Origin of the sequence: Planococcus sp. MB-3u-03 (assembly GCF_002833405.1) — a bacterium.
Lineage (GTDB): Bacteria > Bacillota > Bacilli > Bacillales_A > Planococcaceae > Planococcus.
In genome coordinates, this window is sequence record NZ_CP025123.1 from 1 (window position 1) to 17,788 (window position 17,788).

Here is a 17,788-nt window from a genome sequence, read left to right on the forward strand (position 1 = left end):
TAGATGAAGAAAGTAACGCTTTGCTTTAAACCGGTAAGTATTCAAACGTCTGGAAATTCAACTGAAGCTTTAATCGAGAATGCCAAAATGAAATTTATAGAGCAATTGGCTTCTAAAGATTTGCTTCAAGTAGATTCGTATAGCGTAAGCGTTGCGACACCTTTAAGTTACGACACTGTATCCGTTGGCCAAATTGTAGAAAGTCTTGATGGAACGCCAGGGATAATTTTTCAAGTAAACAAATCCACCATTGAGGTTTCTTTTGCTAGTGGATTGGTAGTTAGCGGATCTCCCGCTTTATTTAAACCTTCTGATTGTGCATTTAGAAAGGCGCGTAAATGCCGAACTTTTGAAGAAAAGCAGAACAATATTTGGGCTGCCGGTGTTACAGGTTATATAATGACGGATTTTGGCCCAGTCTCAGTGATTATCGGCAAGAAATCGCGAGATAAGGTTACTGCTCATATCATTGGTGAGAAGAAGACTGAAAAGCTCAGAGCAGATGAAGCAGAACGGTTCATTAAAGACGAGCCATATCACTTCACTTAAGGCTTAACCTTGCCCATGTCCCCTCTTTTAGAGCGAACCACAATGGCTGACAGTGAGAGGAGAATATTATGCCGATTTATCGAGTTACGATGAACAATACCAAATCCAGTGGAGATAAATACGATCCGAATTTCAAATATGGTATCAGTCACTACCATATAAACAGTGAGACTATGATGGATGCAATTTCACTAGCCGAAAGCCGCTTTGCAGGAAATTGCGAGGCGGTTATCAAGAGAGAGTTAACGGACAATTCTTATAGCGTAGATGATATGGTTTCCCAGGAAAATTATGAACTAATTACTACTGAAGGTAGCCCTAGTGATACAATAATATATAGAAAAGATGGGAATATCCTGCATGTTCTACTTCGAGGAAAAGACTTCAAAGAACGAGGTTCAGCATTTTGGTACGACCTATCTGTAGTCGATTTAATACGCGAGGCTGGCCTACAAGAAGAATCTCCTGTCCTAACGCTTAATGATCTGGAAGAGCTTAGTATTGAAATATATAAAATTGTAAAAGAGACCCAAATTCCCGCTATCTTTGATGGGAAAATGGGACGCAAAAATCCGGAAAGAAAGGAATGAGTATTATGGAAGAACCGGAAGATTATGAGATAAGTAGAGAAAAACTCAATGATTACGAAATAGCAAAGTTAAATGCAACCTTTAAAAAAATTAATCGTGAAAAAATTGCCTTTATTACTGGTGATATTGTTATCACCGAAGATAATAAGTCACATAAATTTGAAGAACCTCTGTCTGAGACAGAGACTTTGGATATAATTCAAAAATGGCGTATTAAATCACTCTATCCGGTTGAAAGTTCTTTCGACTTTAAATGAAATGGACTTTCTACACGCTCCCCCTACTTGTTTCGTAGAGGGAGTTTTTAATATATGTTTGTGGATGGTAATATAACGATAGATAGCTACTAAAAGTTTCTTATTAGCCTTTTACTATGTTGGAGGTAGTTAAATGTGATTTTACCAAATTTGAAATTATTACATTCGAATATGAAAGAACAACAAATTAAAAGCTAAATTTCAACCAAAATTAGCGGTATTGTTTTAATAATATTTTTATTGATTCTATTCCTTACAAACTGGCAATCGGAGTAAGAGACAAAACCTTATTTCGAAGTCCCAGTTAGTTCGGAGTTTACAATTCGTCCTTTTCTTGGAGATAAATATGGAGATATATGCAAAATACTTGGATTGAAATACGATAAGAATAATCCCTATAGTCCAAAAAAGTTCTTTGAGAGTATTAATGTAGGGATACCTTCGAAAGTCAGCCTAAAGGATGTGCCATTGCCTCATGAAATAGCACCGTACCGCAGCCATGTTGACCAACCAGAAAAGATTTATTTTAAAGGATGGTGGGATAACGACTTAAGAGGTGAGAAAGTCCAAGAGTCAAACTTAGAGAAAACACGTGCCCTATTAGATGAAGAAGCATATAAAATGTGTAAGAAGCACAATATGAGTTCTCAATGGTCTGATAAGAGTACCGACGAAAAAATGGTTACCTCATTCTGGAAAAATACTAAAAAGAAAACTTAAGGAGGAAACTTTATTGGACAATTCTTTTCAAAAAAGACACTTTGCCTCCCGATATAACTACATGAGTACATGGCTTACCTATTCTCAATTATTTGATCGCAAGGCTTCTAAGGACGAAATAATAGCTGATATACAGCGTTTCAAATTATCGGAAGCTTTGATTATTTTAGCTAAATTTTCTGTGCTGGATGAAAAAGGAAAAAGAAAATTAATGGAGTATTTAGGTCCTCAAATGAGAAGTCAATTTTTTGTACGCAATACAGAACCAGTCGTCTTAATTACTGTGTTATATAGCTTCAAATGGTTTCTCGCTTATGGAACTGAAAATCCGCATTATGCCTTCACTACTAGTCAATCAAAACTGGATAATCTGTTAACTACAATTTTAAAAATTGCTGATTTAATAGAGGACGAAACCGACAATACTAATGATATCAATATTGAAAATCAAGTTTTGAAAGCCTCTCTATTTAGTCTTCCCGGAGAAATGGATCAAGGAATAATTAGACAACATCTAATGTTCGAGGATATTGCTAGAAAAGCAGATGACTCCGATAGCTACATCGATATCCACTCTATTTTTGAAAGAGAGTATGGTTATTCTATGAAACAATACGTCAGCACTGTCTTTTCATTAGAGCAACTTGTAGTACAGGGAGTAACATTAGAAAACCTTACTAATTTTCGTCCGTGGGGTATAAAGCCTTCGATGTACTTTAATGAATCTCAAATGAAGGATATTGCTTTAAAAATAACAGAAGAACTATCTACAAACATTGATTTACTAAGAAATTGGGCGAAAAGACCCTCAATAATCCATACGATTATGAGCAATTATTGAAAACTCCTTTATTAAAGGTTAATGAATTTATAATTCCTATTTCGGATGCCTTTATCCAACAAGCCTTATTTGATGGACTTTATTTTAAGATAAATACGGCTTGCAAAATGAATCAAAAGGATTTCCCAATTCTTCGGTAAAATTTTCGAGAAATATGTTCAAAAGTTTTACAGTCATCTGTTGAAGAATCCGAAAACTGAACTATCAGTATATAAATGAATTTTACTCAAAGATAAAACAAATAATTGGTCGTCCGATGCTTTTGTTAAACTTGGAAAGGCTTTATTGATAGTAGAGTGCAAAAGCGGGAGAATACTAAAAGAAACAAAAGTATCCGCAGATCGGGAAAAGGAAATGATAAATTCAAAATATACGCTTTAGAAGCAATAAGACAAGCCAATAATGCATATGAAGCCGCACTTCAGCATAACTCAGGGAAGTTTAAGCAAGTAGAACAAGTCGCAATTATTTCAGTTTCGATGCAGTCCTTTCCTAAATTACCAACGTACAATCAAATGCTCGAACAGTTAAAACCTGAATTACACTCTCATGTTAAAATTATAGATTATATAGGTTTGTCGGACTTAGAGATCCTTGCTTCAGTAATAAGTCAGAATGATTCTTCTGTTTTAATTATATTGAGTCAAAAGGCTGATAACGAATACATCTCCTATTACGAATTTCATAACGAATTTCATAACGAATTTCACAAAATGAACTAACAAAATTTCTTAACGAAGTACTTAATACAGCGAACGCAGCTATTACAGAGACATTTTTGGTCCTTCTTAATATGCGCTAAAATTCTATTTAGCGTAATGTTTGACCATTTTGACCATTTCAAAGGGATTTTCATTAATTGCTTGAACATCTCGAAAGAATAATTAACATGCTCTCTCCTCACAGCGAACCACTATCATCAAGATTTTAAGAGTGTCCTGGAAAGGAAGTATTATAATGAACTTTATTTATAAAAAAGTAGAACCTAATATTATGTCGGGAATAGACGATGCCGGTTTACCCTTGTGGATTGCTAAAATTATTGGCAGTAATGACGATAAGGAATATATTCAGCTTGTAACTATAGAAGCTACTGGATGGGCCCTGGACAGAGAAATAATCTTCAATATCTCTTTTCGTTTTCCAGAAATGAAAGAACAACGCGGAATCAATAGGCTTATAGAAGAAGCTTCCTCTAAAATTAAGATAGAAGTGGAAAAATACTTTGATGAGGCATGGAGTAAATAATATGTAAAAGATTTAACCAATTATATTCAAACTTGATTAATACCTTATTAAAAGTTAGGAAGTGATCGCTTGCCCGCTCCAACTAGAAAGACCATCATTGCCGAACAACATATTGAGAAAGCCATCCAGCACATGCCTTTTTATGTCGTTGAGTACATCCGAGCTAAGAAGCGGGCCACCCTCTCCCCTCGCACGCTGAGCGGCTATTTACACGACTACAAGCGATTCTTCGACTGGTTAAGGCAAGAAGGCTTTACGACCGCTGAACGCAATGCTGATATCCCCTATACTGTCCTGGAAACCCTTAAAAAGACAGATGTTGAAATGTTCATCGAAATGCTGATGGAAGAAAAAATCCAAAAGCGAGAAGGTGTTTATGTTCAACGAACACTCGAAAGCACCACCCGTTTTATCCAGTCGTTAAAATCATTGTTTAACTATTTAACTCAAGAAAGCGAAGACGAAGACGGCGAATGTTATTTTTATCGAAACGTGATGTCGAAAATAAAATCTCCTAAAAAAATGGAGTCAGCTGCATCCCGCTCCAAGCGCATTAGTGCGAATATGCTAAATGGAAGTGAACCAGCCGATTTCATGAATTTCTTGCGTTATGACTATGTGAAAACTTTAACTTCTAGACAAGCGGCGCGCTTTGAGCACAATCGCCTTCGAGATATCGCTATTCTTTCCCTATTACTCGGTAGCGGGATTCGCGTAAATGAAGCTGCTGGATTGCTCACTACTGATTTAGATATGCTTCATGCAGATGTAAGAGTGCAGCGTAAAGGTAATAAATTAGATACCGTCAGTATTACGACCACCGCTATGCATGACATTCAAAACTACTTAGCTGTACGGGAACAATTATATAAACCGGATCCGAAGAATTTATACATGTTTCTTACGAAATACCGTGGAAAAGCAAATCCCATAAGCGTGGAATCCATTGAAAAAATTGTTAAAAAGTATACAGTGGCTTTCACAAAGGGAAGAGAAATGAGTCCTCATAAGATGCGTAATTCATTCGCAAAAAGCTTCCTGGATAGCGGCGGCTCACTGATAGCTCTCAGAGATCAGCTTGGCCACAATTCGATTGAAACCACTGCCTTGTATACAAACTTCACTCAAGAGGAACAGCGTGTTGTTCTGCGTGCTATGGATAGCGTTCAAACCACAGATAAAGAATAAAAAAGGAGCGGCTACAATAGCCCTCCTTTTTGCATTTAAGATGGAATGAAGAAAATGGATTCCCTCTCTATAATATCTTTTAAAAACAATGGTCTACTCAAATAGTAACCCTGTATATCGTCAACACCTATTTCCTTCAATAGCTGATATTGTTCTTTTGTCTCTACTCCTTCCGCCACTACGCGGATATGCAATTTACGAGCTAAGTATAGAACGGACTCAACAATTGCAATCTTTCTCGGGTTGTCAGTAAGTTTGCGAATCAACGCAACATCAAGCTTTAGAACGTTGAAGGAAGTTCCGATTAAATAGTCCAGCGAAGAAAAACCGGTACCAAAATCATCAATGGCAATTAGAAATCCTTTTTCATTACAGTCTTCTAAAAATTTGAAAGCACGTTCGTCAAGCATTGATGATTCCGTGATTTCCAAACAAATTTCAGAAAATGAAATATTGTGCTGTTTCAACTCACTCGTTAAATACGATAAAAATGGATCTTCCTCTTGGTAAATAAAGATGAATGGAGATATATTTAGAGAAAAGAACTTCACTTGTCTGAGCTCTCTTTTCAACTTCCAGAAGTCAGCAATTAGCTGATCAATAATTAGTTCCGTAAAGCTTGAAATTAATCTTTCTTTTTCTATTACAGGAATGAACAATACTGGCGAAATCCATTCACCTTTGTGCTGCCACCTTGCCAACATCTCCAAACCTATACCTCTGTTCTTTATGTTCACGATCGGTTGATACATAAATTGAAAATCCCGCTCCCTAATACTTTCTTCCAGCGTATCCTGTAAAGTTGGCGTGTCATCATTAAATATTACGGACAAAATCGCTTCCCCTTTCTCTTCTAAAAAAAAGACCCCGCAAGAAATCACACTCGATATGAGTGTAATCCATGCGGGGTGCTCCCGTTTAGTATTTATTTGTATAGTAAATTTTAACACATTTATTTTCTTTCCGGTGCGTTGACCAAAAAATAATAAGGTGTTACAATATAATTATATAACGTTATTAAATCGGAGGTGAGCGTCATGTTAAATGACCTACTATGGTACTTGGGAGCGAAGCAACAGTATGACGGACAAAAGAGTGCAGGACTTGCAGGGCTTCTTGCTCTTATACTAACTTTTATTACAGTATGGAAATGGCAAGACTGGGTTTATCCCATTGTAAATTGGAGCGGGTTAGTCAGCTTTGCAGATCGATTGGGGCTGATTTCAGAATCCTCTCATGTGACTATGTTCAATATTTCTTCAATGGTAATTCTTCTTATTTTCACATACGCAATTTTATGCTTTGCAACTGTATTTGTCGGTTTGCTGATTTCGTCTTTCATTTCATCCAAAGTAGGCATGGCCATAATCGGTTTCATTCTATTTCCAGTAATCATCGTACCCGCATTGATTTTCGGCTACTTCTGGAAAAAGAAACAAGACGCCCCTCAAAAGGAATCGAAGAGTGAACGTTTTAAACATGAATTGAAAATGCAGGAGAACGAACGCTATTCAAGATGGTTGGAAAGTTACAAGAATGCCCCTGATACAGCTGAAATTACTTCAGCAACAAAAGAAATGATGGGCTTTAGACGCTCTCTTTCCACTGGAACCTTATGTGGTCCGGAGGCTCGTGCTGATGAAGTCACGCACCACTTTCAATGGGGAGATTATGTTCGTAATATCGAACCTCAGTTAGATAAACAGCGCGATAACATCATCGTCTTTAACAGCGAAACAGGTAAGTTCTCTGTGGTTTTGCCAAATCCGCTTCCTGTTATGGTTTCGACATTATTCGACAAACCTTTTGAAGATGAAGAAGTTTTGCTCAATGCGCTGCACCTGTATAAAAGTGAATTTCCGGAAGCGGATTATCACGTCTTCCCTACCTTAGAATTAGAAGTCATTAATACTGTGAATTATTCTTATCTTTCACCAGTTAAACATGCTGTAATCACTCCGTTGGCTTTTGTTGATGGGGACAAGACATATAAAAAATTTCATTTGAAAGATCAATTGAATTTCTACCGCACAATCGAGGCATTAAATGAGCGTGAAGATATACAAGAGCTTTTGAATCGTGTTAACTTAAATGCACTTCTTCTAAATGAGATTGTCGAAGTACAAGGTATCGAGTCAAAATCCACGCAGGATCCATTCGCAAAGCCGTGGGGCAACTTAGCAACTTACAAAGACTTGTTCTCCGGTCAGATGTCTGCTGCTTTTCAGCACTTGAACAATAATGGGTATAAGTGGAGAGTGAGCAAATGAATAACGAAAGCGATAAAAGTACGGAGCAGGGCAAAAGAAGCAATGCCCAGCCAGAATTAACGCATTATATTGAGCTACTTCAAAACCATAAAGAATATTTAACCTCTGCTCGTGAATGGAATGAGTACCGAAAAGAAAACAACTTGCCACATTCACAAACGCTTATAAAAAAATTCGGTTCCTGGAATGCTGTAAAGGAATCTGTTGGAACTGAGCGCGTAAATGAGCGGCATAGGCCAGTCAAATATAATAAAGAAACGGTTATCAATATATTGAACGAACATGGTCGTCATTTAACTACAAAGTTAGATTGGGATAAGTATGCCAAAGAACATAAATTGCCCAATTACACGGTTCTTTTCAAACGGTTGTCTGACGAAGAAATATATGATCTTACGGGATATCGGAGAGTGTTTTCGAAGGAATTGCTCGTACAAATCATTAAAGATTACTATCCAACGACACCGCCTACAATCCGTGAGTGGAGAGAACTAGCCAAGAATGAAAAGTCTGCACCTTCTGCTAGTTTAATCATCGTTCATTTTGGTTCCTGGAAAGGCATGATCGAGTCTATTTACGACAAATGAAAAGACGCCCCTTTTGAGGGCGTCTTTTTTGTATGTTTATCAGTTGCTTCTAAGAGAAACGAATTCGCTTAAATCTATTTGTGTATTCTTTTGATCCCCTTCTCCCATCGTTACAAAGGAAAACGGAACTTCGGTTGTTGATTTATCAGCATACATAAAGATAATTGTTCCATTATCCGTGGTATGGTCGAACTTATCGACATTCAGTTTGTAATCCATAGAAGTTAAAGTCCCCGCTCCATTCAATTCTTTTAAGAAAGCAGCTATTTTTTTTTCACGAATTTCAAAATCCATCTCTTCTCCCCATATCTCCTGGAAGCTTTCGGGTGTTAAAGCTGTCGTTAAATAGGTACTGCTTTCGGTTGTAATCGCTCCATAGAACATTTCAAGAGCGGATAACTGTCGATCTTCCATTGAAACTTGTTCGTGTTCGTGATTGAAGGAATGCTCGAGCTCATTTTCTTCGTGACCCTCATGCCCCTCATCCCCATCTTCACTACTGGATAAATGGAATTTCAAAAACACATCAGAATCTGGTACTTTACTTAACACGAAGTCATTTGCTTTTTGAGTCGCTTCAACCGTGTTTTCGATTTCTTCAAGCGGTTCCTCTATCTTTACCGTTTTAACCTCTGTTTCTTTAGGAGCGGAAGAACCCAAGAACCAAATCACTAAAAGAAAAGTCATGACCACACAGCCTGAAATTATGAACCAATGTTTCATAGAGAGTTTTGTCATATATCACCTTCTTCATTAGCATTCTTCCGAATAGAAGCAAGAATTGTCATTGAAATGATGCCATTGCCAGCATAACTCCCATTCCCCCTATTACGATCGGAAGGGAGATTAGCGCCCATTGATTGATCGAAAGACTTCTCATACTGTCACCTCTTCCGTAGTTAGTTTTCAATACACGTATCTATCAATTCATAGGAATATAAAGAGCTGGATTTAAGACATTGCTATTGCCTGCTCTTGCTGGAGAATGCAATTCGAAGTGTAAGTGCATTCCGGTTGAACTACCGCTATTCCCCATGTTTCCAATCATCTGTCCTTGTTTCACTGTTTGGCCATTACTCACGGCAACTCTGGATAGATGACCATAAACCGCTTCGAAGGATCTACCACCCACATTAAACTTGACCCAAAGGTGATTGCCCCAACCGCCACCACATGTACTTCCTAACCTTCCGTTTGGTGGACAACCGGTGACAGAACGAGTTACTACCCCATCTGCAACTGCTACTACCGGTGGAGCGGTTGTGCTTGCGATGTCTATACCGTAATGGAAGCTTCTTGCTCCCAATGAACGCGGACCAAAGCCAGATGTATTTCTACCGACTGACGGACGCATGAAGGAGCCAGGCACCAATTTTGGAATCGCACCGTCAACAGGTTTTAAGGTCGCCTCTGATTTGAACTTGTTCGCATATTTATTGATTTTGTCGACATAGGCGTGACTCCGGTTGTAATTGAAGATCGCCGCATCTTTCCCTCGCTGCCAACCCATTGCATTCATATAACGAGCGGTTGCAAAGATAGCATCTTTTATTTCCCATGGACTAGCTTTTCCATTTTTATCGGCATCAATTCCGTAGCCACCGTATTTTTGAATGATAATCGGATTATTCATATCTTTCTCCGGTATTTGGAAGGACCCATTTCCTTTACAGCCTGGATATCCCCATCCAACCCACGTACAAGGAAGAAACTGCATATGGCCAACCGCCCCGGCTGACGAAATCATCGTGGGGTGTGTACTAAAAGCCGTCTCTACATAATGAAAAGCGGCTAAATAATACCATTCCACTTTATAAGCCTTTTCCGCAGCAAGATAGACTTCCATGAATTCTGTCGGAATGCTGCTTCCTGGAACGACCGTTCCGCTGAATCCGATAAAGGAATTACCCGACGCCCATTCCGAGTAACGAATATCGCCGCCAGTGGCCATGTAGATGGCTTCAACCATTTGAATGTCCGTTTGGCCATAATTGAAAGGTTCTCCGCGAAGAACCGTATCAAAATAGGAATAGTCCATCGTTTCTGCAGGAGTCGATACAAAGGTTTGTGAACGAACTTTCGTAGTGATCGTATAAGGAATCGGTTTCCACCAATACTCTCCAGGAACTATTTTTCCATCTTCATCTCGAACTGGAGTTTTTCATAATCAGTGCGATGAAGCACTGATTCTTGCCAATCATTAAAGTGAGCTGTATTGTCCATTTGCATCGTCCGGTCCCAAGCCTGTACAGAAGTAAATAAATTCATTTCAAAAGGTGTTTTAGTTTTTACTGTTTTACACTTTCCCTTTTTGCAGGTTTTTTGCTCTGATTCGATGAACCCCTCTTTCATTTCATAGTTAAACGTTGGTTTTAAAACTTCAACGAATAAATCGACAGCTTCTTTTGATGAAGCGCTCTTTTCGCTATTTGCTTCATAGATCTGCATTGCAGAAACAATTAATTCTGGAGGAACTTGATAAGGTCGTTGTTCGGGTTTTGATTGATCCACCGAGTTGTAAGATGCTTGTTGGATATATTCCTTCAATTCATAAGCATCCGATTCAAGATCAGTACTCTCTCCCCATGAAAATAGCATTGCTGTAGCGACAAGTACCAAGACAAGAAATAATAGCACGCCAATGATTGTAAGAATTAACGGAGCTCCTAACCCGATTAAGAAGGAAATGACTGCTTTTACAGCCGCAAGGCCGGCTTTGGCCGCAGCTTTTGCTGCGACTTTGCCGTACTTTTTCAATGCCTTCTTTCCAAGCTTCTTAGCCTGTTTCTTCGCAACGTTTTTGGCGCCTCGTTTCAGGGCGGATTCTTCTTGAGCTTTTTCTTCACCTGCTATTCTCATTCAGTCCTCACCCCAATATGCCTTGTTTTCTTCTTACAGAATCTAAGTTCGAGCGTTTTAGCTGAGTGCGGCGCACCCGCTCCATTTGTTTGTTAGGTATCATCTGTGAAAAATCGTTGTTCGGGAGCATTCCTCCCAGACTATTTGATGTGTAATAGTCTTCGGGAATATCATTTCCGCCTGCATAGGATTCAACTGCTACATTGGAGCCATTGGAAATATTCGGCTTGATTGTGTTATTGGTTATTTGCATAGGAATTGTTCGAGATTCGTTTGTTCCTAATCGACTATCACCTGCATAAACTTGCGACACTCGATAGGTTTTGCCTTCTTTTTGAGCAGTTACAAACTGACGATCCTTCTCTACAACCACTTGCACGTTTTCCATGCCAGCTTGAGCCATATCTTCAACATAGAAGCTTCCGGAATCTACATTTTGATTAAATAACGGAACGCTCTGTTTACTGATTGGTGTATGGCGTGAATTTGGTTGACCCGTTCCTAATAAGCTATTTGGATTTTGCTGAACAGCTACATTAGAAGGTATTTTCCCTCCACCACTATCCAATCGATAGCTACTGGTTTGTGACCCTTTAGGTTTGCTGACAACCAACGTATCATCTTGCATCTGTAGATCCTGATAGACAGTTTCACCTTTGCGTAGTCCAGGATGTCCTGCTCCTTTGCGAGAAACAACCCGATTCTCTCCACTATTAGTCTTAACTTCGATATACGACTCTTCCGGAGTAATGACCTGCCTTACAGCACCTGGAGCAATTTGTGTGTTTCCACGGTCGTCTGTCGTAGTTTGAGCCATTTGCATAACTTCGCTTGGTGAAGAGATAGATTCTTGAACAACCGCTTTATATGGCGACAATTTATTTGCCATACGCTTGCCGGCACGATAGCCGCCAGCACCGGCAATGATTGCAGCACCATATCCCAAATTGTTACTTACCGCTGCTTGGGCGTTTACCGCTCCACCGTTTGCGTCTGCTAAGGTTTGAATTGCTTCTGAATGTCCTGCCTTTAGAGAAGGACCAACTGCTTTGAATCCATTCACTAATTTGTTGCCATCTTCGTTGTAGATATTGCTTACCATATTGGTACCTACAGCCGTTGTTCCATTCACCGTGGCATCTTTTAAGTCGGTTACTCCTTTTGCAAATCCGCTAATTCCAGTTGCAGCCCCTGTAAATGCCACACCTTGCGAAATCTTACGACCTACTGACTGTCCAATGTTGCCCATCGGACCCGCAGCCTGACTTAGTGACTTCACATTACTAATGCCTGATAGGGAATCGTTATAGGTTTCAACTGCCTTTTGATAGGCCGGCATAGCATGATTGTTATCCCAATCGGAAGCGGCAGATGACGGCGTGACGCCTTGAGCAACTTGATCAGCAACATACGAGTTTTTCTGTTTTTTCACAGCTGCATTTGCCATGCCACTTGCAAGGTAAGGTATGTTCGGTTGTCCTTTTTGCGATGTCATTTGCATACCTGAAAGGTTATTTACCGCGTTTGTCATAGCGGCTTGATATTCGTTTCCGACACCCTCTATTTTTTGAATGTTCCCACTCAAATTCTTAGAGAATTCTGCTGGTGCTATGGCATTTTCTAAGTTAGCTTCGCCTCCTGCAGATTGAACAGCTGCGCCATAAAACGCCTTTTGCATAGAAGACTTCTTGGCTGCAAAAGCATTCGCACTTCTCTGTTGAAATGCAACGTTTGATTCGCCTGCTGTTTGAGGATTTTGAGTTGCATAGTCGTTCATGAAAGACTCTTTATTTTACTGTTCCCAATTTCCAGTAAGAGCGGTTGCAGAAGTATTCGCTAGATCCTTAGCGATTACTTTACCTCCATTTGCTCTTCCAGTAGGTATAGCGCCTTTAATCGCATCGGTGTAACTTGATTGTTGAGAAACGCCTTCCACTTTTTGAATATTAGAAGCTAGGCGTTCACTGAATGCTTTTGGCTCGATGCTTGTTTCTAATGCACCTTCACCGCCTGCTGAAGTAACTGCCGCTCCGTAAAATGCCTTTTGCATATCAGCCTTTTTCGAATTAAATGCTGTGTTTTTACGTGTTTGGTAGGCTGAATCACTTTCGTTTTCTTGTTGCGGGTTCGCTTGTTCGTAGTTACTCATAAATGCGCCCTGGTTCTGTTTCGCCCAATTGTTTGTTAAGGCTTCAGAAGATGCATTGGCTAAATCTTTTGCAGGAGCTTTTCCGTTACTCGCTTGCGTGGTTTTAATTGCCCCATTAATTGCATCCGAATAACCTGATTGTTGAGAAACGCCTTCTACTTTTTGAACATTGGAAGCCAGACGATCACTGAAAGCTTTTGGCTCAATTTTAGATTCGAGTGCACTCTCACCACCTGCAGACTCAACTGCCGCTCCGTAAAATGCCTTTTGCATATCAGCTTTTTTATCATTGAAAGCGGTATTCTTGCGTGATTGATAATCCGCTTCAGATTCATTCGATTGCTTTGGATTCGCTTTTTCGAAATCATTCATGAAGTTTTCTTTGTTTTGCTTCGCCCAATTGTTCGTTAAGGCTACAGAGGAAGCATTAGCTAAATCTTTAGCTGCGAACTTACCACTACTTGTTTGAGTATCTTCAATAGCGCCTCTAATTGCATTCGAATAGCCTTCTTGATGAGCAACACCCGCAAGTTCGCTTGCAGCCGGCGCAAGATTCTTCAAGAACGCTTCTTTAGACATTGGTTCATCCAGTCCTCTGCCTTCCAATGCTTTGATGCCCTCATCATGGAACTTCCCACGCATTTCAGCTTTTTTATCATTAAATGCATTCATTCTCCGTGCCTGGTAATTGCCTTTTGACTCTCCAGGCTTTTGAGGTTGCTCTCGGTCGTACTGATCGAAGAAGTCCTGTTGATTGTTCTCTCCCCATTTATCAGCAAGTGCAAGAGCGGAAGAGTTTGCGAGGTCTTTTCCAAGTGCGTCATTTTTTGCATTTGAGTTAGCTTCTTTGAAGTTAGCTTGCGCACCTTGATAGAACCCTGCCCTTTTCTCTTTCTGTATCCCATCAAACTTTTTATCCAGATCCGCAGGGCTTGCATTTGGAAAACGTTCTTTCAAATCTGCCATGATGGAATCCTTATTTTCTTTGGCCCAGTTCGCTGTCTCTGTTTCTGCTACAGCATCTGCAAATTCTTCTGAGCCTTCTTTCGGAACAGCATTGGCCGCTTCTTTCCCTTTGGCTAAACGAGATGCTGCTCCTTGAGCTAGTGCGGCGCCCGCTCGACCTGTAACGCCTCCAAGTGCTCCACCAGCTGCAAAGCCTGCCGTTGCACCAGCCATTGCACCAACTGGCCCTAATCCCATACCAGCAACAGAACCAGCCATACCCATGACGGCTTTTCCACCTTTAGAGAAAATGTCTCCGGTTTTAAGCATTTTTTCTGCTTTTGTATCAGAGCCCACATCACTGCCAGCGCTTGCGCCAAGAGTATTTTTCAAGTTATCTGCGCCACCATCCACATCGTCACCGGTTTTGCTTTTCCTTTCATAGCACCGGAACCGCCTTTGTAGGCTTCTTGAATCGCACCCATAACACTCTTATCTTGTAACGCACCTTTTATGGAACCTGCCATTCCTGCAAGTCCAGCCATCCCGAACATAGCACCAGTTTTCGCTAGTCCGCCCTGGACATCGCCACCAACGCTTAACAAGCGACGAATACTTTCTGTGATCGGGATGAACAGTACATACACCATGACCGTTCCGATAAAACTAGAATCGGCAGCCGATACAGTAGCAATTGTGAAGAAAACAAACGCGTGGACCGCTTAAACGAAAATAGAACCGGTTAATTCACGGAACCAGGCTCCAGTTAAGCTTTTAAATTGCGGCAATAGCCACATGACGACCATGAGTGGTCCAAGTGCCATGAGAATAATCAACGTGATTTTTCTCATTAAATAATATAGGTTTGCCCATAAAGTCAAACCTGTCAAAATCAAGAAGACGAAAATCAGTCCAAGCGTACCCATTCCGGACCCCGCAGCCGATTTCATATCTTCGAATGAGTTTGAGAACCTGGTTACTTCCTCGGTATCATATACAGAAGAAAAGAGATCTACGATATTCATATTTATAGCGAATAATAAATCGTATATCAGTGGAAGGTTCAATAAGACAATACCTACAAACAGTAGATCCTTTAGAAAGTCTGTAAGGACATTACGTGTTTGAGGGTTTCTGCCTGCTGAGCTTACCCTACCGCCATTTACAATGATGAGCGAGAGCAGCACAATCCCTGCTAATCCCATCACCGTATAATACACAGGCCCTAAAGCAAGAGATAATTCGTCCGGTCGAAACGTTCCCCATACCGAACTTAGTTCCTCGTCTCTTCCAAATATCAGAGTCGTGATCAATCGTAAATCAGCAAAAGGGGAAATAAAGCTTTCGAACATCCACAGGAGAGATTCTTCTAAAATCTGTATCAGCTTTTCACTTACCTGCTCGAACATTTAAAAATCCCCCCTCAGCTATAAAATGTTTCTTTACTAAATTCTTTTCGCTTCCGATGCTGCTCCACGTGAGCGGTGTTGCTTTCAATGAAGACAATTTCATCTTTGGAAGGATCAGTTTGAAGCCATACAGAGGAACGACCTGTTCTTAAAATCCCTTCACCTTTATCGGGATTTTGGAACAGTGTATCGAGTTCTCCTTGCGACAAATCAAAGTTTTCTGCAATTAATTTCAAATCAATTCGATTCTGCTTTAAGAAAAGAGTGGTATGAGAGTTTTGAATAACGGCTCGTGCTTTTGGAGATTCTAAGATCCGTTGCACATCCTGGGAAGCGACTCTAAGACCGGCATTACGTTTCCGCGCTCGACGAGCCACCTTTTCAGCAAATGAAACAGTTTGCTCGTTATCAACCATCGTCCAAAATTCATCAGCATAAATGATTTTCTTTTTTTCTTCATTGTCGACATTTTTCACGAAGTATTCCCAAATGTAATTTAGAATTACGTGGTAAGCGATTGGACGAAGAAATCCTTCTTCCATTTGAGAAATGTTAAAGCTGACAAGTCTTGCTCCATGTAAGTCAACGTCCTCTTCCCCCAAATATGTTTGTCCATCGAAAATCGGTTTTGAACCATCACGTAAGAATGGCCGAATTGCTGCTAGTAGGCGTTCGCAGTTTCCTTTATCCCCAAAATTATCAGTAAGGTATTTATAGACATCACTGATAGTCGGTTCTGGTTTTCTTACTTTGGATTGAATGATCATGCCATTTACTTCTTTCGGAACTTCTTCATATAAAGAGGAAGGGTGCGTGGAATAACCAAGCTGGTCATAGATAGATTTCAATGCTTCCTCAATATAGTTTTGTTCAAATACTGTAAGGCCGTCTTTTTCTTGATTCTTCCCTCGGCAAATGATGTCGAAGAAATCTAGACCTTCATTGATTTTTTCGCGGATAGGAACAAAGGAAATGTATTTCTTTCCGTTCTTTTCGATGACTTCTCGCTGATCCGCGTTTTCTAAAAGTTCCAGTTCTTCATCGTCTTGGCTGTCTTCAATCGGAACGTTGGATACGTTCATCGCCAATGGGTTGATGCGGGTCGTGCTTTCTTCTGATAAATTTACAACCGTACCGCCCAGGCGTTTTACAATTTTATTAAACTCACCCTCGACGTCGATTAGTCTTGAATAAACCGCCGCCCCAGTTGTTTCTCGCGACAATAGCAATTTCAGTCCGAGCGATTTACCGGAACCTGATATGCCAAAGATGCACATATTGTAATTTTCAGGACGGTTTTCTGGAGTGCCAAAAGCGTTGTAAAATTCTTTCTGACCGGTAATTCGATTTTTACCAAGCGGAACACCGCCATTAAACTTGCCGCTCCCACTAATGAAAGGCGCAAACGTTGCCAATGCTCTACGATCCAAGTTGCGATTCGCGTCATGAATTTCATTTAGTGCAATCGGTGATACACTCCGAAAGCCCTTTTTCACTCGCCCCCATGCAGAAGCTAACGTAAAGAATTTTGAGCTCATTTCATCTTCAATGTATTCACTGTACTTATTGAGCTCCCGCTCGCTATCTCCATATACTGTTCCTGTGATGGCCACGTTAAAAGCATCATTGTCACTGAACTGAATTTCTTCCATAAGCATTTCTGTATCAGCAATTTTTGTTCGGTTATCCATAACCGAGTCTTGATTTCCTCTCTTTAACTGAAACTGTAAGTTCGCCTTAATGATGGTGTTTTGCTTTTGCAACATTCGAATAGCTTCATTTTTGGCTACCTTATTAACATGAATCATTAAGTCGATTTCGCCGCTTGAGGTAAGAGCATACAGCCAATTGGTTTGCATTTTTCGTGGGAAGCCTTCTCTTGTTACATAGAATGGGCGGAAAAATGTTTGCGTTCCCAGCGACTGTTTAATGATGCCCATATCATCGGAGGTACGTTTAATTGATAATCCTTCAGGAGAAATGACATCCCAAATGTCTGGGACTTGATTGATCGGAAGCTTACTCTCGTCAATAGGTGTTTCTTGCAGCAAATCGGCTTCATTCTGTTTGTTTTTCTGCCGAAACTTTTTTCTTTTCATAACAGGGAACTCCTTCTCAAAATAGATTTAACTAACTTTTTTCTTTCACCAATTCATCAGCCTCTTCAGCCTTCTCT

18 protein-coding genes are annotated in these 17,788 nt (G+C 40.1%); 9 read left to right on the forward strand and 9 right to left on the reverse strand.

The window, feature by feature from the left end:
- The first annotated feature begins 87 nt into the window (after positions 1–87).
- The 7 genes from CW734_RS00005 (at position 88) to xerS (ending at position 5,393) form a co-directional block, all read left to right on the forward strand.
- Positions 88–549, forward strand: a complete 462-nt coding sequence (locus tag CW734_RS00005; RefSeq protein ID WP_157824087.1) for a hypothetical protein — start codon at positions 88–90, stop codon at positions 547–549.
- A gap of 68 nt (positions 550–617) precedes the next feature.
- A complete protein-coding gene (locus tag CW734_RS00010) occupies positions 618–1,139 on the forward strand; it encodes a hypothetical protein (RefSeq protein ID WP_101188934.1) in 522 nt (173 codons plus the stop codon).
- A gap of 5 nt (positions 1,140–1,144) precedes the next feature.
- Positions 1,145–1,396, forward strand: a complete 252-nt coding sequence (locus CW734_RS00015) for a hypothetical protein (RefSeq protein WP_101805022.1) — start codon at positions 1,145–1,147, stop codon at positions 1,394–1,396.
- Between the two features lie 321 nt (positions 1,397–1,717).
- Entirely contained in the window at positions 1,718–2,116 is a 399-nt protein-coding gene (locus tag CW734_RS00020; RefSeq protein WP_269801444.1) for a DUF6037 family protein, read from the forward strand.
- Positions 2,117–2,129: 13 nt separating this feature from the next.
- Positions 2,130–2,957, forward strand: a complete 828-nt coding sequence (locus CW734_RS00025; protein WP_101188937.1) for a hypothetical protein — start codon at positions 2,130–2,132, stop codon at positions 2,955–2,957.
- Positions 2,958–3,914: 957 nt separating this feature from the next.
- Positions 3,915–4,205 (forward strand): hypothetical protein, encoded by a 291-nt coding sequence (locus tag CW734_RS00035; RefSeq protein ID WP_101188939.1) that lies wholly within the window; start codon positions 3,915–3,917, stop codon positions 4,203–4,205.
- Positions 4,206–4,274: 69 nt separating this feature from the next.
- Positions 4,275–5,393 (forward strand): tyrosine recombinase XerS, encoded by a 1,119-nt coding sequence (xerS, locus tag CW734_RS00040; RefSeq protein WP_101188940.1) that lies wholly within the window; start codon positions 4,275–4,277, stop codon positions 5,391–5,393.
- Between the two features lie 35 nt (positions 5,394–5,428).
- Here xerS and CW734_RS00045 read toward each other — a convergent pair whose 3' ends face one another.
- Positions 5,429–6,226 carry an EAL domain-containing protein gene (locus tag CW734_RS00045; protein ID WP_145990578.1) on the reverse strand — a complete coding sequence of 266 codons (798 nt, stop codon included), beginning with the start codon at positions 6,224–6,226 and terminating at the stop codon, positions 5,429–5,431.
- A 204-nt stretch (positions 6,227–6,430) separates the two neighbouring features.
- On the opposite strand from CW734_RS00045, the gene CW734_RS00050 reads away from it, so the two are divergent.
- The gene (locus CW734_RS00050; protein WP_101188942.1) at positions 6,431–7,663 is read left to right on the forward strand and encodes a hypothetical protein; all 1,233 of its coding nucleotides are present in this window, start codon (positions 6,431–6,433) and stop codon (positions 7,661–7,663) included.
- Positions 7,660–8,250, forward strand: coding sequence for a hypothetical protein (locus CW734_RS00055; protein ID WP_101188943.1), 591 nt, complete (start codon positions 7,660–7,662; stop codon positions 8,248–8,250). Before CW734_RS00050 ends, CW734_RS00055 begins: the two co-directional genes overlap by 4 nt.
- Before the next feature lie 39 nt (positions 8,251–8,289).
- Here the strand turns inward: CW734_RS00055 and CW734_RS00060 are convergent, their stop codons facing one another.
- The 8 genes from CW734_RS00060 to CW734_RS00095 all read right to left on the reverse strand — a co-directional run bounded on the left by CW734_RS00060 (position 8,290) and on the right by CW734_RS00095 (position 17,711).
- Entirely contained in the window at positions 8,290–8,988 is a 699-nt protein-coding gene (locus tag CW734_RS00060) for a hypothetical protein (RefSeq protein WP_101188944.1), read from the reverse strand.
- A 184-nt stretch (positions 8,989–9,172) separates the two neighbouring features.
- Positions 9,173–10,219 carry a peptidoglycan DD-metalloendopeptidase family protein gene (locus CW734_RS00065; RefSeq protein WP_198551084.1) on the reverse strand — a complete coding sequence of 349 codons (1,047 nt, stop codon included), beginning with the start codon at positions 10,217–10,219 and terminating at the stop codon, positions 9,173–9,175.
- A 158-nt stretch (positions 10,220–10,377) separates the two neighbouring features.
- On the reverse strand, positions 10,378–11,109 hold the full coding sequence (locus tag CW734_RS00070; RefSeq protein WP_101188946.1) for a hypothetical protein: 732 nt from the start codon (positions 11,107–11,109) through the stop codon (positions 10,378–10,380).
- Positions 11,110–11,116: 7 nt separating this feature from the next.
- Positions 11,117–12,886, reverse strand: a complete 1,770-nt coding sequence (locus CW734_RS00075; protein WP_101188947.1) for a hypothetical protein — start codon at positions 12,884–12,886, stop codon at positions 11,117–11,119.
- A gap of 15 nt (positions 12,887–12,901) precedes the next feature.
- The gene (locus CW734_RS00080) at positions 12,902–14,596 is read right to left on the reverse strand and encodes a hypothetical protein (RefSeq protein WP_101188948.1); all 1,695 of its coding nucleotides are present in this window, start codon (positions 14,594–14,596) and stop codon (positions 12,902–12,904) included.
- Positions 14,593–14,853, reverse strand: coding sequence for a hypothetical protein (locus CW734_RS00085; RefSeq protein WP_157824088.1), 261 nt, complete (start codon positions 14,851–14,853; stop codon positions 14,593–14,595). Before CW734_RS00085 ends, CW734_RS00080 begins: the two co-directional genes overlap by 4 nt.
- Before the next feature lie 72 nt (positions 14,854–14,925).
- The gene (locus CW734_RS00090) at positions 14,926–15,612 is read right to left on the reverse strand and encodes a TrbL/VirB6 family protein (RefSeq protein ID WP_101188950.1); all 687 of its coding nucleotides are present in this window, start codon (positions 15,610–15,612) and stop codon (positions 14,926–14,928) included.
- 14 nt (positions 15,613–15,626) lie between these two features.
- Positions 15,627–17,711, reverse strand: a complete 2,085-nt coding sequence (locus CW734_RS00095; protein WP_101188951.1) for a VirB4 family type IV secretion system protein — start codon at positions 17,709–17,711, stop codon at positions 15,627–15,629.
- Positions 17,712–17,788 lie beyond the last annotated feature (77 nt).

What these genes read in the sequence shown, in the direction of transcription:
- CW734_RS00085 (WP_157824088.1), bottom strand. Translation starts at nt 14,853, where the DNA reads ATGGTGTATGTACTGTTCATCCCGATCACAGAAAGTATTCGTCGCTTG.
- CW734_RS00090 (WP_101188950.1), bottom strand. Translation starts at nt 15,612, where the DNA reads ATGTTCGAGCAGGTAAGTGAAAAGCTGATACAGATTTTAGAAGAATCT.
- CW734_RS00050 (WP_101188942.1), top strand. Translation starts at nt 6,431, where the DNA reads ATGTTAAATGACCTACTATGGTACTTGGGAGCGAAGCAACAGTATGAC.
- CW734_RS00075 (WP_101188947.1), bottom strand. Translation starts at nt 12,886, where the DNA reads ATGAACGACTATGCAACTCAAAATCCTCAAACAGCAGGCGAATCAAAC.
- CW734_RS00055 (WP_101188943.1), top strand. Translation starts at nt 7,660, where the DNA reads ATGAATAACGAAAGCGATAAAAGTACGGAGCAGGGCAAAAGAAGCAAT.
- CW734_RS00065 (WP_198551084.1), bottom strand. Translation starts at nt 10,219, where the DNA reads ATGGTTGAAGCCATCTACATGGCCACTGGCGGCGATATTCGTTACTCG.
- CW734_RS00010 (WP_101188934.1), top strand. Translation starts at nt 618, where the DNA reads ATGCCGATTTATCGAGTTACGATGAACAATACCAAATCCAGTGGAGAT.
- CW734_RS00070 (WP_101188946.1), bottom strand. Translation starts at nt 11,109, where the DNA reads ATGAGAATAGCAGGTGAAGAAAAAGCTCAAGAAGAATCCGCCCTGAAA.
- CW734_RS00095 (WP_101188951.1), bottom strand. Translation starts at nt 17,711, where the DNA reads ATGAAAAGAAAAAAGTTTCGGCAGAAAAACAAACAGAATGAAGCCGAT.
- CW734_RS00005 (WP_157824087.1), top strand. Translation starts at nt 88, where the DNA reads ATGAAATTTATAGAGCAATTGGCTTCTAAAGATTTGCTTCAAGTAGAT.
- CW734_RS00060 (WP_101188944.1), bottom strand. Translation starts at nt 8,988, where the DNA reads ATGACAAAACTCTCTATGAAACATTGGTTCATAATTTCAGGCTGTGTG.
- CW734_RS00035 (WP_101188939.1), top strand. Translation starts at nt 3,915, where the DNA reads ATGAACTTTATTTATAAAAAAGTAGAACCTAATATTATGTCGGGAATA.
- CW734_RS00015 (WP_101805022.1), top strand. Translation starts at nt 1,145, where the DNA reads ATGGAAGAACCGGAAGATTATGAGATAAGTAGAGAAAAACTCAATGAT.